The sequence below is a fragment of the Meiothermus sp. genome, assembly GCF_037443965.1.
Lineage (GTDB): Bacteria > Deinococcota > Deinococci > Deinococcales > Thermaceae > Meiothermus.
This window is the reverse complement of sequence record NZ_JBBINI010000010.1, coordinates 95,917-108,328: the sequence shown is the minus strand read 5'-3', so window position 1 is coordinate 108,328 and position 12,412 is coordinate 95,917. Positions and strand designations below refer to the sequence as shown.

Genomic DNA, 12,412 nt, shown 5'->3' with positions numbered 1-12,412 from the left:
CACCCAGACGTAGGTAGCCACCAGGAGGGTTTCTGCGTCAAGATAGTACAGGGGGTGCTCTCTGTGGGTTTCCATAGCACCCCCTCTTTTTTACATCCCCTGGGGTAGGTCAAGTAGCACACGAAGGCATCAGAAATTTACGCCGGGCTGAGAGGTAGGTCATAAACCAAGCCAATGTAAGTCCTGTAAGCGTATTTCGCCAATCGGCCTCGCAAATTTCTATTGTGGGCAAAGCTACCAATAGCCTATAACTGAGAGCTTTTCCAGCTATCAGCCATCGGCTATAGGCTATTGGCTATCGCTGGAATGGCTTGAACCAGGTGGCCACACCTTTGGTCATTTCTTCGGCAATCTGGCGACCGGTGGCCTGACCCAGAATCATCCGCTGGATACCTGAACGCATCAATTCGGTGCCGGTCGGTGCTGCATAGCGGAAGCCCACCAGGGTCAGGTAGGGGGTGCCGTAGCTATTGGTGTAGTCAATCACTTCCTGAAGAATGGGGTCTTTGGCTTTAGTGCCTGGCACGGCAGAAGCCTGTGAAAGTTTTTCGGTGAACTGCTGGCCAAACTCCTGGGTCGAGAGGAAGTTGAGGAAGCGGATGGCCGCCTCGGGGTTGCGGGTCTTGGCGTTGATGGAGTAGTTACCATCTGCAAAGGTCGAAACCCAGGTGCGCTCGCCACGCCGCAGGGGGGGAGCCGGCACGAAGCCGAAATTGAGGCGGGGGTTGTTATCGCGGAAATAGGCGATGTCGAAGCCACCCGTTACAAAGAAAGCCGCGCCACCGTTGGTAAAGAGGGTACGGCCTTCGGGGTAGCCGATACCGGCGAAGTTAGGCGGCATGAATTCACGCATCGCGGCGGTTTCTTCTAGTGCCCGGATGAAGCCCTCGTCCACGAAGGTCTTTTGCCCAGCCGTGACCGCCCGGAAGTAGTCGGAGCCACCATAGAAGTTGGGGCCAATTACGCCGAAGATCTGCTCGAGGCTGATACCATCCTTGGGGCCGTTGGCCAGAGGGATAATTCCAGCCGCTTTAATGCGGGCCAGCATGGCTTTGAAGTCGGGCCAGTTATCGGGAATTTCGCGGATGCCCGCACGTGCCAAGAGGTCTTTGTTATAAAAGAAGCCTAGACTCTGGGTAGCGAAGGGAACCCCGTAAATACGACGGCGGGTGTCATCGCGGAAACCCCGCGCTGCGTTGAGCAAAGTAGCAGGGAAGCGGGCCAGGTTGGGCACCTGCTGGTTGGTGATAGGCAGCAGGTAACCCGCATCGGCCAGTTGGGCTAGGCCACCGTAAGCGCGGGTATGGATAATGTCAGGGCCTGTCCCGGCAGCCAAAGCCGAGGAAAGAATGGTGTTGTACTCGAGGTTGTTGTAGGGAGTATAAACCACCCGAATACCAGTTCGGGCTTCGAACTGCTTGGCGATATCGTTATAGAACTCGCGGTCTTCGACCCGCCAGCTCCAAAAAGTGAGGGTGGTTTGCTGGGCAAAAGCTGCCCCCAGTAAAAGCAGCATACCCAACAAGATCATCCGCAAGACCGTCGTCTTCATCATACCTTTGCCTCCTTGTGGGAACTCCAACGGTTTCCCACGACCCTAAACATTTTTGGTCTAGGTTAGTATAAGGCAAAGTATTTTTGGTATTCAAGTGGTCTACGTGCCAAAGCTAGGGCTCTTGGCGATAGGGTGTCCAGCTCGGAACCGCGATGAGCGTAGGCAAAACGCGAGCGAAAAGCGCGATGCGGAACAATAGCGCTCCAGAGCGCATTTCCAATGGGGCTGTTAGGGTTCTCATCTCACACAAGAGCAGCTATCAACTGGGCATATAAACCCACCCCCCAGGCAGCGCGGATGCGGTAACGTTCCTGCAGGGCAACTTCACCTGCTGGATTATGCTGGCTCACACCACCCAGGCAACCATCGGGCTCGATAAAGCTTTCGAGCGCTTCCCCACAGCGCTGAGCTGCTTGCAAAGCCTCACCGCCCAACCAACCCGCCTTGGCTCCCAGGGCCAATCCCGCCGCGATACCTGCGGAGCCCGAGGTCTCGGCAGGGAGGTCGGGTCGGTCGGTAAAGACCGGCCATAGGCCATCGGGCTGCTGGCGCTGGAGCAGCAGGGGGGTAATGCGAACCAGCCTAGAAATCAACTCATCCCGACCTGGGTGTTCAGGGGGCAGTTGCAGAACAACCTGGGCAGTCCCTAGCACCAGCCAGGCGGTTCCTCTAGCCCAATTGACCATAGCTACCCGCCCATCGCTATAGGCCCTTTGGATCACCTGCGCACCCCGCCACAGAAAATCCCAACGTCTGGCACACTCTTGCCAGGCGATATCGAACCAGTCGGTTTCATCAAGCGCCGTCGCTGTAGCGGCCAGGGGAAAAGCCAGGGTAAAGCAACCCTCGCTGGTGAGAAAGTCGCGTGTGATACGAGCAGTTTCTATCATTCTCTGGCCCAAAATACGCAAAACCCCTGCCCGTTCAGGCGTGGGCTGGGTCCGCTGCAGATGCGCCAAGGCAGCCACCGGCGCAAAGGATTCCAATCGCTGATTCAGCAAGTCAATATAGCCGGGTTCTTCAACGGTTCCCTCTCCCCTGCGCTTCATCCCTTCCAACGGCAATCCTTCCCCAACGCCGGCCAGCATCCGCTGCAGGGCCTGCCTATACGACTCGTTTCCAGTAGCCCGGTATAGGTCGCTGAGACCGGTGGTGGTACAGCCAATCATCCATCCCAGATAGTCGGTTGCAGCTCTGGAGTGTAGAAAGTCGCCCAGCATCCTCTGCAGCGGAGAAACCGCCCCCACCGGTACCGCCACCCACGCACTGGTGGGCACAAACTGCTGTCCACCCCCCACCAACAGCTTTGGCAACGGCCCCGGCTGCAGCGATTCCACCAAGCCCACTGGGTTTTCCTGGGCCGCTATTGCCAGTTCCAATACCTCAGGCCAGGCATCTGCGTTCTGCCCCAGTACCTTGGTTAGATCCAGGATAAAACTCGCCCACTGAGCAGGAATTCGCACATCCAGTTGCCTCACCAACCGGTCTTGATAAAAAACGCGGATGAGGGCCGTGCGGCGACAATCTTTTGAGTTGACCAAGCGTAGCAGGGGCCGCGCAGCTCCGCTTACGCTGGGTTTGGCAAAGCGAAGCTGGACGGGCTGTTCACCCAGTTGGATGGCTTGCAGACCCAAGGCAGGGTTCTCGAGCTGTGCGGCCTCTGCCTGTGCAGCGGTTTCCTGGGCCTTCAGTTCGGGTTGAATGTGTGTTGGGAACATCTGTATCAGTCTATGCGACACCCACTTGGCAACAGGCCGACTCCCAGCGGTTGGCTTTCGGGTTTCCTGTGCTAATACAACTCGAGGCCGCCCCTAAACACCCGCCCAACAGGACGCCCGTTTTCCCACAGGGTCAGGTCGGCGGGGGCCTCTGGGCGAATCTGACCGTGCTGGGGCCAGCCCGCCGCCAGCGCCGCCCCCCTGGTATGGGCCCACAGAACCTCGGCCGGGGTCAGGCTCTGGGCCGGGGTCAGGGGGTGCTGGGTGGCGGCCTGGAGGTTCAGCTCGTAGAGCGGCTTCATCACCGGGGCATCCGAGCCAAAGGCCATGGGCAGGCCGGTGTTCCAGAGGTCGCGCAGGCGGAAGGCCTCGTGTTCGTGGCCCTTCAGGTGAAACCGCACCAGCTCGGCGTCGCCCAAAAGATGCATGGGCTGCATAGAGAGGGCCAGGTGGAGGCCGGGCAACCGGGCCAGCTCGGCATCGCGCACGTGCTGGGCGTGCTCGAGCCGAAAGATGCGCCTGGAGCTGGGTTGCAGTTGATGAAACACCTCCAACACCCCCTGCACCGCCCGGGTTCCGATGGCGTGCACCACCAGGCCCAGGCCGGCCTCGAGAGCTGCCCGCCCTTCGCTCAGGATGAGCTCGAGGGCATCGAGCGCCAGCCCATGCGAGCCGTCGGGGTAGGGCTCGATCATCCAGGCCGTGCGGCTGCCCAGGGCCCCATCGGCAAAAAACTTGACCGCGGCAATCTCCAGGCTGTCGCCCCGCCAGCCGGGCCGGGCTTCCCGCCAGTGGTCGCGGTCCAGGGCCCACCACAACCGCACCGGCAGCCGGCCTGATTCTGCCAGTTGTTCGGCCAGGCTAAAGTGGCACCAGCCCATATGATGCACGGCGGTGTAGCCCCGGCGGGCCAGGTCATGGAGGCCGCGCTCGAGTTCGGCCAGGCCGGGCTTGGGCATCACCTGCTGCACAAGCTCCTGGGCGGCTTCCAGCAGGTAGCCGGTGGGCTGGCCCTGGGCATCGCGCACCAGAACCCCACCGGGCGGGTCGGGGGTCTGGGCGGTAATACCGGCCTGCTCGAGGGCTTTGGTGTTCACCCAGGCCGAGTGCCGGTCGCGGCTTTGCAAAAATACCGGGTGATGGGGGGCCACCACATCCAGCAGCTCGCGGGTGGGATAGGCCCGAAAAAGATAGCCCCCGCCGCGAATCCAGCCGCCGGGAGGCAGGGTGCGGGCCTTCTCAGCCACCTGCTGCGCCACCGCCTGGGGGTCGGTCAGCCCCTCCAGATCCAGGCTGTCGAGTTGCAGCCCCCACATCTGCGGGTGGGCGTGGGCTTCGTGCAGACCGGGGGTGATCTGCTCGAAAAATTGCTTTTTAGCACCGGGATACCGCGCGCTCAGGTCTTGCAGGCTGCCCATATCGGCGATGCGGTCGCCTTCCAGGTACGCCGCCTCTACCACCTGGGCCTCGGTCATAGTTTCAACGCGCCCGTAGAGCAACATGGGAGGCATCCTATCCCGCTTTGGATGGTCGCTCAAGCAGGCGTCCGGCGCGGCTGCCAACCCCACACGCAGCAAACATTGTCTCGGATAAAACGCCTGTGGCGTGCAGGGTGCAAAGCCGACGAGGCGCAAGCTAGGCTGCCAAAAGGCTCCTTCATTATTAAGGCGCTCCCCTACCGATTGGGTTATTCCCTTCATATCCAGCCAACATCCAGCGGCTATACTCATAATCTGATGAAGCGGGGCTTACTGATTGGCTTGGGCATTTTTACCGGGTTGGTATTGGGCTGGGCTGGATTCGAGCGCTACCACCACAACCGGGTGTTTGCGGGCGTCGAGGCCGCCGGGGTCAAGGTTGGGAGCCTGACCCTGGAGGAGGCCACCGCCAAAATTGCCGCAGAAACACAAAACATCGCCCCACCCCGGCTCACCCTCAAGGCGGGGGACAAAGCCCTCGAGGTCTCGGCCAGCGAGCTGGGCTGGAAGCCCGACGCCAGGGCCACCGCCGAGCGCGCCTTTGCGATAGGCCGCAACCGTTTGACCGAGCGGATGGCCGCCCTGCGCGGACAGGTCCAAATTCCTTTGGTTCCCAGCGTAGACCCAGGTGCGCTGGAAAAGCGGTTGCAAGCAATCGCGCAGTCCCTCGAGTACCCCCCCATCAACGCCAGGGTGGTGTTCAAGGACGGGCAGTACACCGTCACACCCGAAAAGGCCGGTTTGAAGCTGGACATTCAGTCTGCCATCGAGACCTATATCAAATATCCCGAGCAGACCGTGCTCGAGTTCTTCCCCAAAACCATCACCCCCCGCGTTACCGCCGCCATGCTCGAGCCCGTGGCCCGCAAAGCCAACGAACTCCTGCGGCCCGTTACCCTGGTGTATGCCGAAACCAGGCTGGCTGGGGGCGGACAAGTTCGCAAACGCACCTTGCAGGTAAACGAGGTGGCCGCACTCCTCAGCGTGCAGGAAGAAGTCCGGGTCAATAGGGCGGCCCTGGGCAAAACACTGGCCCAGATGGCCCAGCAGTTCGATCGCCTGCCGGTGGATGCCCGGTACGTCGTAGACCAGGACGGACAGCTTACCGTGCGCCCCGAGGTGGAGGGCTGGAAGCTCAACCAGCCCGAAACCCTGAAGCGGCTGGAGCTCGAGCTGTTGCGCCCAGACCTGAGCGAGCTGCGCCTAACCGTAGTCCCCAAAGCCGCACGGGTACGGGCCGCCGACCTGCCCAAGGCCGAAGATCTGCAACTCCTGGCCGAGGCCACCACCTACTACAGCGGTTCCGCCCCCGAGCGCATCGCCAATGTTCATGCGGCGGCCCGCAACCTGGATGGCTATATCGTAGCTGCCGGTGGGGTTTTCAGTTTCAACGATGCCATTGGCAGCATCAGCCCGGAGAATGGCTTCAAGGAGGCTCTGGTCATCTCCGAAGGCCGCACCGTCAAGGGGGTGGGGGGTGGGGTCTGCCAGGTCTCCACCACGGCCTTCCGGGCTCTGTACCAGGCCGGGCTGCCCATCCTCGAGCGCAACCAGCACGCCTACCGGGTGCGCTGGTACGACAACATCGTGGGCTTCGATGCGGCGGTCTACCAACCCTACCTGAACCTGCGGGCCCGCAACGATACCCCCGGCCCTTTGGTGGTTCGCAGCACGGTCACCCGCACCACCCATACCGTACGCATCTATGGCATTCCCGACGGGCGAAAGGTAGAGGTTTCCAAACCGGTCATTCTCTCCCGCACCCCACACCCGCCGCCGCAGTACATCGTAGAACCCAGCCTGCGCCCCGGTCAGGTCAAGCAGGTGGACTGGGCGGTGGATGGCTTCCGTACCCGCATCACCCGCAGCATCACCCGCCCCAACGGGAAGGTAGATGTGGATGTGCTCAACTCCAACTTCCGCCCCTGGCGCGCGGTGTATCAGGTAGGGCCACAGCCTGCGGTTCCATCCGACGAAGTGGCCTCGAGGTAGCCTTCGCCAAGCAGAAACTAGACCACCGTCTAACCGGCCTAAAAACGCCGCCTGCGCTGGGGCAGCAGCAGCAGAACAACGCCCACCACCACGCAAGCATCGGCCAGGTTCCAGATGGGGAAGTTGTCCAGAATGGCCAGCCCGGTGCGGTTGATGTCCACGTAGTCCACCACCCAGCCATGGCCCAGCCGGTCTATGGCGTTGCCCAGCGCCCCCGCCGCAATCAGGGAAAAGGCGACCTGTCCCAGCAGCGATACCCGCCGATAATTCATGCTCAGATAGAGCAGAATCCCAATGCCCACCGCTAGGCTGACCCAGACCAGAATGCGAGCACCGCCCTGGAAGATGCCAAAGGCCGCACCGGTGTTTTTGATGAAGGTGGCATCTACAATCCAGAACAGATTGGTCAGGAATATAGCACCCACCCTTTCGTCGAAAATGCGGGGCCCCACCGCCCACAACACCACGAGTTTGATGGCCTGATCGGCGACCAGCAGGGCGGGAACCAGCCAGGTGGCGATATTCATACCGCTGGGAAGTCTAGCACGGCTACGTGAGGGTATGCTATACTCGTTGCCGTTGCCCTGAAGCAAGGGGCAGTCCCTTGCGTTGGCAGTTAGGAGTCCTGCAATGTCGAAGATTTGCGAGATTAGCGGCAAGCGCCCCACGGTGGCCTACAGCATCATTACCCGTGGTAAGGCCAAACGGGAAGGTGGGGTGGGTAAGAAGATTACCGGCTACACCAAGCACTGGCAAGAGCCCAACCTGCGCAAAGTAACCGTAACGGTTGCCGGGCAGGCCATCACCTTCCGGGTCGCCAACAGCCACGCCCACAAGGTCTACGAGCTGGTGGAGCGCTCCAAGGGCATGAAGCTCGAGGGCCTCACCGCCAAGCAGATCAAAGCCCGCCTGCTGAGCCTGCTCTAAGCAACCCACCACAGCTAGAGACACAGCCCGCTGTGTCTCTTTGCTTTTGGCATAAAATAGGCCCATGCCGATCAAGCCCGGCTGGATTGTGCTCGCTCTGGTGACCCTTCTGGCTTTGTGGCAGAGCGCGCAGCTATCCGGTGCCCGCCGGCAGATTGCGGGGTTGCAGTCGGAAATTGCCAAACTCAAGCAGAGCCTCGAGCAAGGCCCCGAGGGCTTCACGCTGCCCTTGCCCGGCGCCTGCCTGCCCAAAAGCGATGCCAACCTGCCCGGCGCCCCCCGCGAGTACCGCAAGGGCACCAGCCCCGGTTTTGTGTTTATCAACGAGGATGCCTGTGTACCGGTGCGCTTTGGCATGGGAGTGGTGGCAGCAGCCGGCGGCGAGGTTGTCAAAGCCGAGACCAGCTACAAAGAGTTGACCCGCGCCGAGTTCGAAGCCCTGATTCGGGCGGTGGCCAAGGGAGCCAGCCCCGAGCAGATGGACAAACTGCGGGGGCGCGAGGTCTGGATTCGCCACCCGGGTGGGTTTACCACCGTATACGCCCACCTTTCCGATATTGCCCCCGGACTAAAAACAGGCAGCAAGGTCTACAAAGGGCAGTGGATTGGGCGGGTGGGCAACAGCGGCACCGAGGCGGCCCTGCGCGGCAGGGGTGAAGGCGCGCGGCTCTTGTTTGAGCTGTGGGATGGTGAGCCCGACCGGGACAAATACTTTGGTCAGGGTCTAGCGCCCGAGGCAGTGCGGGCCAGGGCCAAGCTCGAGTTCGGTCTTCCCTAGTGAGTAGGGTATCTTAATCCCCATGCGCCGCGACCTGGCCGAAATCTGGAAGCTGCTGTGGGTGCGAATTGCAGTTTATGCGGTTCTGGTCTACCTAATCCTACAGCTTCTGGGGATGGTCTTCGGAGGGACCAGGGGGGCTTTGGTCACGCTTTTTCTGGCCTTTCTTTTTGCCTATCTGACTTCGCCCATTGTGCGGGCTTTGGAAAAACGTAGGATACCGCGTTTTGTGGGGGTGCTCTTGGTGTATCTGGGGCTGGGGTTGTTCTTGGGGCTGGCCTCGTTTCTGATTGCCGACATGGTGAACGTGCTGGCCCGCTACGTGACCGAACTTCCCCGCATCCTGACCCCCTTGCTAACCTGGGTCGAGAACCTGCCCTCGCGCGTGGGGCAGATTGAGATACCCCCGGCCCTGGAAGGGGCCTTTGCCCAGGCAGCCCAGGGTTTGCAGACCTTGCTCGAGGGCTTCACCCAGACCCTTTTGCAGGGGTTGCAGGCCTTGCTAGCCCAGGGGGGCAACCTGGTGGGGTTCTTTGCCTCCCTGGTGGGGGGCGTGCTTCAGCTTTTCGCGGCGCTCATCATCTCGATTTATCTGCTCTACGACCTGCCGCAAATCTCCAAGACCCTTTTCCAGGCGGTTCCCTTGCCGTACCAGCCCTTCGCCGCCGATATCGCAGCCAAGCTGGATCGGGCGGTGGGGGGCTATGTGCGGGGGCAGCTAATGGTTGCGGCTGGGGTAGGCCTGATTGTGACGTTGGGCCTGTGGCTGTTTGGGGTGCCGCTGGCAGGGTCGTTGGGGTTCCTGGCGGCGGTATTCAACCTGATTCCGTTTGCCGGGGTGATTGTCTCAACGGTTCCGGCGATGCTCCTGGCCCTCACGGTGGGCTGGCCGCAGGTGGTGGCGGTCCTGGGGGTGGTGGTGGTGGCCAACCAGGTGGAGGCCCATGTCCTGAGCCCGCGCATCCTGGGGCAGGCCACCAGCCTGCACCCGGTGAGCGTGATTGGGGCTATTCTGGTGGGCTCGAGCCTCTACGGGCTGGTGGGTGCTCTGGTGGCGGTTCCGCTGCTGGCCTTTTTCAAGGTGCTCTATGTCGAGTTTTACTTGAACAGTCGGTTCTACCGCGAGGGGTAAAGGGTATGAGCGCAACGCTGAGCTGGGCCTGGCAGAACCCTTGGATACGCCTCGCAGTGTATTTGCTGCTGGCGGGGCTGGTTTTTTGGCTGCTGAGCTGGGTGCTGAATGGTGCGCGCACGGCCATCGGGATCGTTTCGGCGGCTTTTGTGTTTTCGTATTTGGCAAGCCCGGTGGTGCGCTGGTTTGAGCAACGCCGCCTGACGCGGGCTTTGGGCGTGGTGGTGGTGTTTGTGGGTATGCTCTTTTTCCTGGGACTGGCCACGGTGCTGCTGGCCGGCATGACCACGCAGCTCGCCCGCTTTATCAACAACCTGCCCAGCCTGGTAGAGCCGCTGGTGGGCTGGGCGCGGGGCCTGCCTGACCAGATTGGGCAGATTGAGCTGCCGCCGGTTTTGCTCGAGGCCCTCAACCAGGCCACCCTGAACCTGCAAACCCTGCTGCAAGCCTTCACCCAGACCTTGCTGCGCGGCCTGCAAAGCCTGCTGGCGCAGGGGGGCAACCTGCTGGGTTTTTTCACAGGGCTGTTGGGCGGTGCCTTCCAGCTCCTGACGGTCATTACTATCTCGATTTACCTGCTCTACGACCTGCCCCGCGTGGGGGCGGCGCTGTTCCGTGCGGTTCCGCTGCCCTACCAGCCCAGGGTGCAGGAGCTGGCCCAAAAGGCCGATGCCGCCTTTGGAGGGTATGTGCGGGGCACCCTGCTGGGCGCCTTGTTCAACGGGGTGCTCATCGGCCTGGCCATGTACCTATCGTTCGGGGCTTTCCAGGGCTTTGGGGTGGGGGTGCTCACCCAGGCCATGTCGCTGGGTTTTCTGGCCTTTATTTTTAGCTTTGTACCGGTGCTGGGGGTGATCATCTCGGCCATACCGGCCCTGCTGCTGGCCTTGCCGCTGGGCTGGCTGGCTTTTGCGGTGGTAGCCTTGGTGCTGTGGGTCTGCAACCAGATTCAAGGGGTAGCCTGGCCGATCATCATGGGCCGCACCACCAGCCTGCACCCGGTCACAGGCATTGCCGCGGTGTTGATTGGGGCCTCGCTGTTTGGGGTGGCCGGAGCTTTGCTGGTGGTGCCGCTGGTGGCCTTTTTCAAAATCTTATATACCGACTACTACCTGAATAGCCGTTTTTACCGGGAGGGCTAGAGCTACGGCAACAACGCCGATTCTGCTGTAATACCGGTTCTGCTTGAACCCTTCACCTTTGGGTGTAATCAAAGGTTAGGGGTTCAGGCCGACCAAAGGGCGTAGGAGTGCTGTCCGGCAGTGTCGTTTAGGCTTTCAAAAGTGAACGATACTGCCGGAGTGCGTATTTTAGGACATCTTTTGCCGGATGAAGGTCTTTTAGAGTCCGGCACAAGCCAAAAAAGGGGGAGCGCTAAATGCGCTCCCCACACGATTGGTCAAATATCAGCCGATGCCTTCGGCCACTTCTATGCGCAGCAACGAACGCACGTGCTCGAAGTGGTTAACAATTGTTGCCACCGAGGAGCCAGCAAACAAGAGCCCAAGGGCCAGGTTACCCCGTTCGCTGAGTACCAGCGAGCCCGAATCACCCGGCGCCGAGATATTGGTGGTCACGATCTGGTCAATGAACCGTGCAACCCGTCCGGCGCCATAGTTGACGTCTACCGTGGCCCCCAGCACTGTAATACGGCCGGTGGTCATGTTGGTGGTACGGCCGGTTTTCTTGATCCGCTGCCCCACCAGGGTCTTAGAGCGGGGCTGCCAGCCTTGCACATAGCCGTTCCAGTAAATTTCCCGGTCGAGATCGTGGAACTGACCCTCGGCGACGGCTGCGTCCACCAGGTTTCTGTGGCGCTCTCTGGGCACCGGGGGCTCGAAGGTAATGGGAACGAAACGGCTGAGACGGGCAATGAGATCCCCCGGTAGGGTACCCCCATCGAAGACCCCCGGCTGCAGGATGGGATCACCCAGACTGGCATCGTTGGAGTTGGCCAGCACATGGTTGTTGCTGAGGATGTAAAAGCGGGGTGGAATACCTAAGCCGTGGGCGGGCGGGCTCACGGTAGCGCCCGGCAGCAAATCGTAGACCGCTGTGGCCATTGTACCGGCAGTAACCTTAAAGTGGCCCACACTGTACCCACCCTCAGCGGGCCGTACCCGCCGCGTCAGGGTCTGAACCCCCGGCTCTTCGGCATTCCCCGCAAACACCTCACCGATAGCCAGTACATCGGTTTGCATATCCCCCAGTTTGGCCGGGATCAGGTCGGCCCGGCTGAGCTGGCTCCGATCCAGCTTCTGGCTAACCAGCACCACCAGGGCCGGTTCACCGGTAGGCTCGCCGTTCTTCCACTTGACACCCACGCCCATCCCACGCACGTTGGAGCGCATGGCCTCGGGAGCAAGAAAATTGCCCTCAGAGGCCAGTTTGGCCTTCTCTGCCTCGGCCTGGGCACTGGCCGAAAGCATGGCTTTGGCTTCGTTAATTGGCATTCAAACCCCCTGCAATTTGGGAAATGTACCCCTGTGATATTGAAGAAATGCGAATTGTTTAGAGGTGACCTAACGCCGATGGCCTCGACACTGCACATACCGGCAAACCCTACTTTTTTACTTTTTTTGCGCCTCGAGCGAACCTGCTTCGCGCACCCGCACCGGCACCCCCTCGAGGTTCTTGGGTACTCGCTCGTGCGGTTGCAAAGCCTCGAGCGGCAGCTTGCGACTTACCAGCACCACCACCACCCGACGGCCCTGCTCTTCCCCCCACCCCACACCCACCACGTTGGGCAGCGACATCAGGTTGGGAGTGTGCCGCTCGATGAGCGCCTGTAGGGCTTTCTCGGTCATACACCCCCCTTTCTTCCCGGTGAAC

General features: G+C 61.1%; 11 protein-coding genes. 5 read left to right on the top strand and 6 right to left on the bottom strand.

Annotated features, from left to right (window positions below; genetic code table 11):
- Window positions 1–295: 295 nt before the first annotated feature.
- From WKI89_RS07700 to WKI89_RS07690, 3 genes are all read right to left on the bottom strand, one after another.
- Window positions 296–1,555: an extracellular solute-binding protein gene (locus WKI89_RS07700; protein WP_337868589.1), complete on the bottom strand. Its 1,260-nt coding sequence runs from the start codon at window positions 1,553–1,555 to the stop codon at window positions 296–298.
- Window positions 1,556–1,797: 242 nt separating this feature from the next.
- The gene (locus WKI89_RS07695) at window positions 1,798–3,273 is read right to left on the bottom strand and encodes a glycoside hydrolase family 88 protein (RefSeq protein ID WP_337868588.1); all 1,476 of its coding nucleotides are present in this window, start codon (window positions 3,271–3,273) and stop codon (window positions 1,798–1,800) included.
- A 71-nt stretch (window positions 3,274–3,344) separates the two neighbouring features.
- On the bottom strand, window positions 3,345–4,775 hold the full coding sequence (locus WKI89_RS07690) for an amidohydrolase (RefSeq protein ID WP_337868587.1): 1,431 nt from the start codon (window positions 4,773–4,775) through the stop codon (window positions 3,345–3,347).
- 234 nt (window positions 4,776–5,009) lie between these two features.
- Between WKI89_RS07690 and WKI89_RS07685 the strand changes: the two genes are divergently transcribed.
- Window positions 5,010–6,743, top strand: coding sequence for a VanW family protein (locus WKI89_RS07685; protein WP_337868586.1), 1,734 nt, complete (start codon window positions 5,010–5,012; stop codon window positions 6,741–6,743).
- Window positions 6,744–6,781: 38 nt separating this feature from the next.
- Here the strand turns inward: WKI89_RS07685 and lspA are convergent, their stop codons facing one another.
- A complete protein-coding gene (gene lspA, locus WKI89_RS07680; protein WP_337868585.1) occupies window positions 6,782–7,270 on the bottom strand; it encodes a signal peptidase II in 489 nt (162 codons plus the stop codon).
- Window positions 7,271–7,373: 103 nt separating this feature from the next.
- On the opposite strand from lspA, the gene WKI89_RS07675 reads away from it, so the two are divergent.
- From WKI89_RS07675 to WKI89_RS07660, 4 genes are all read left to right on the top strand, one after another.
- Entirely contained in the window at window positions 7,374–7,670 is a 297-nt protein-coding gene (locus WKI89_RS07675) for a L28 family ribosomal protein (protein WP_297562135.1), read from the top strand.
- 64 nt (window positions 7,671–7,734) lie between these two features.
- Window positions 7,735–8,448, top strand: coding sequence for a M23 family metallopeptidase (locus tag WKI89_RS07670; protein WP_337868584.1), 714 nt, complete (start codon window positions 7,735–7,737; stop codon window positions 8,446–8,448).
- Window positions 8,449–8,470: 22 nt separating this feature from the next.
- On the top strand, window positions 8,471–9,580 hold the full coding sequence (locus WKI89_RS07665; protein ID WP_337868583.1) for an AI-2E family transporter: 1,110 nt from the start codon (window positions 8,471–8,473) through the stop codon (window positions 9,578–9,580).
- Between the two features lie 5 nt (window positions 9,581–9,585).
- Complete coding sequence (locus tag WKI89_RS07660) at window positions 9,586–10,722, top strand: AI-2E family transporter (protein WP_337868582.1); 1,137 nt, start codon at window positions 9,586–9,588, stop codon at window positions 10,720–10,722.
- A 264-nt stretch (window positions 10,723–10,986) separates the two neighbouring features.
- Here the strand turns inward: WKI89_RS07660 and WKI89_RS07655 are convergent, their stop codons facing one another.
- The gene (locus WKI89_RS07655; RefSeq protein WP_337868581.1) at window positions 10,987–12,033 is read right to left on the bottom strand and encodes a hypothetical protein; all 1,047 of its coding nucleotides are present in this window, start codon (window positions 12,031–12,033) and stop codon (window positions 10,987–10,989) included.
- 117 nt (window positions 12,034–12,150) lie between these two features.
- Window positions 12,151–12,387, bottom strand: coding sequence for a hypothetical protein (locus WKI89_RS07650; protein ID WP_337868580.1), 237 nt, complete (start codon window positions 12,385–12,387; stop codon window positions 12,151–12,153).
- Window positions 12,388–12,412: the final 25 nt, after the last annotated feature.

What these genes read in the sequence shown, in the direction of transcription:
- WKI89_RS07700 (WP_337868589.1), bottom strand. Translation starts at nt 1,555, where the DNA reads ATGATGAAGACGACGGTCTTGCGGATGATCTTGTTGGGTATGCTGCTT.
- lspA (WP_337868585.1), bottom strand. Translation starts at nt 7,270, where the DNA reads ATGAATATCGCCACCTGGCTGGTTCCCGCCCTGCTGGTCGCCGATCAG.
- WKI89_RS07665 (WP_337868583.1), top strand. Translation starts at nt 8,471, where the DNA reads ATGCGCCGCGACCTGGCCGAAATCTGGAAGCTGCTGTGGGTGCGAATT.
- WKI89_RS07670 (WP_337868584.1), top strand. Translation starts at nt 7,735, where the DNA reads ATGCCGATCAAGCCCGGCTGGATTGTGCTCGCTCTGGTGACCCTTCTG.
- WKI89_RS07655 (WP_337868581.1), bottom strand. Translation starts at nt 12,033, where the DNA reads ATGCCAATTAACGAAGCCAAAGCCATGCTTTCGGCCAGTGCCCAGGCC.
- WKI89_RS07690 (WP_337868587.1), bottom strand. Translation starts at nt 4,775, where the DNA reads ATGTTGCTCTACGGGCGCGTTGAAACTATGACCGAGGCCCAGGTGGTA.
- WKI89_RS07695 (WP_337868588.1), bottom strand. Translation starts at nt 3,273, where the DNA reads ATGTTCCCAACACACATTCAACCCGAACTGAAGGCCCAGGAAACCGCT.
- WKI89_RS07660 (WP_337868582.1), top strand. Translation starts at nt 9,586, where the DNA reads ATGAGCGCAACGCTGAGCTGGGCCTGGCAGAACCCTTGGATACGCCTC.
- WKI89_RS07675 (WP_297562135.1), top strand. Translation starts at nt 7,374, where the DNA reads ATGTCGAAGATTTGCGAGATTAGCGGCAAGCGCCCCACGGTGGCCTAC.
- WKI89_RS07685 (WP_337868586.1), top strand. Translation starts at nt 5,010, where the DNA reads ATGAAGCGGGGCTTACTGATTGGCTTGGGCATTTTTACCGGGTTGGTA.
- WKI89_RS07650 (WP_337868580.1), bottom strand. Translation starts at nt 12,387, where the DNA reads ATGACCGAGAAAGCCCTACAGGCGCTCATCGAGCGGCACACTCCCAAC.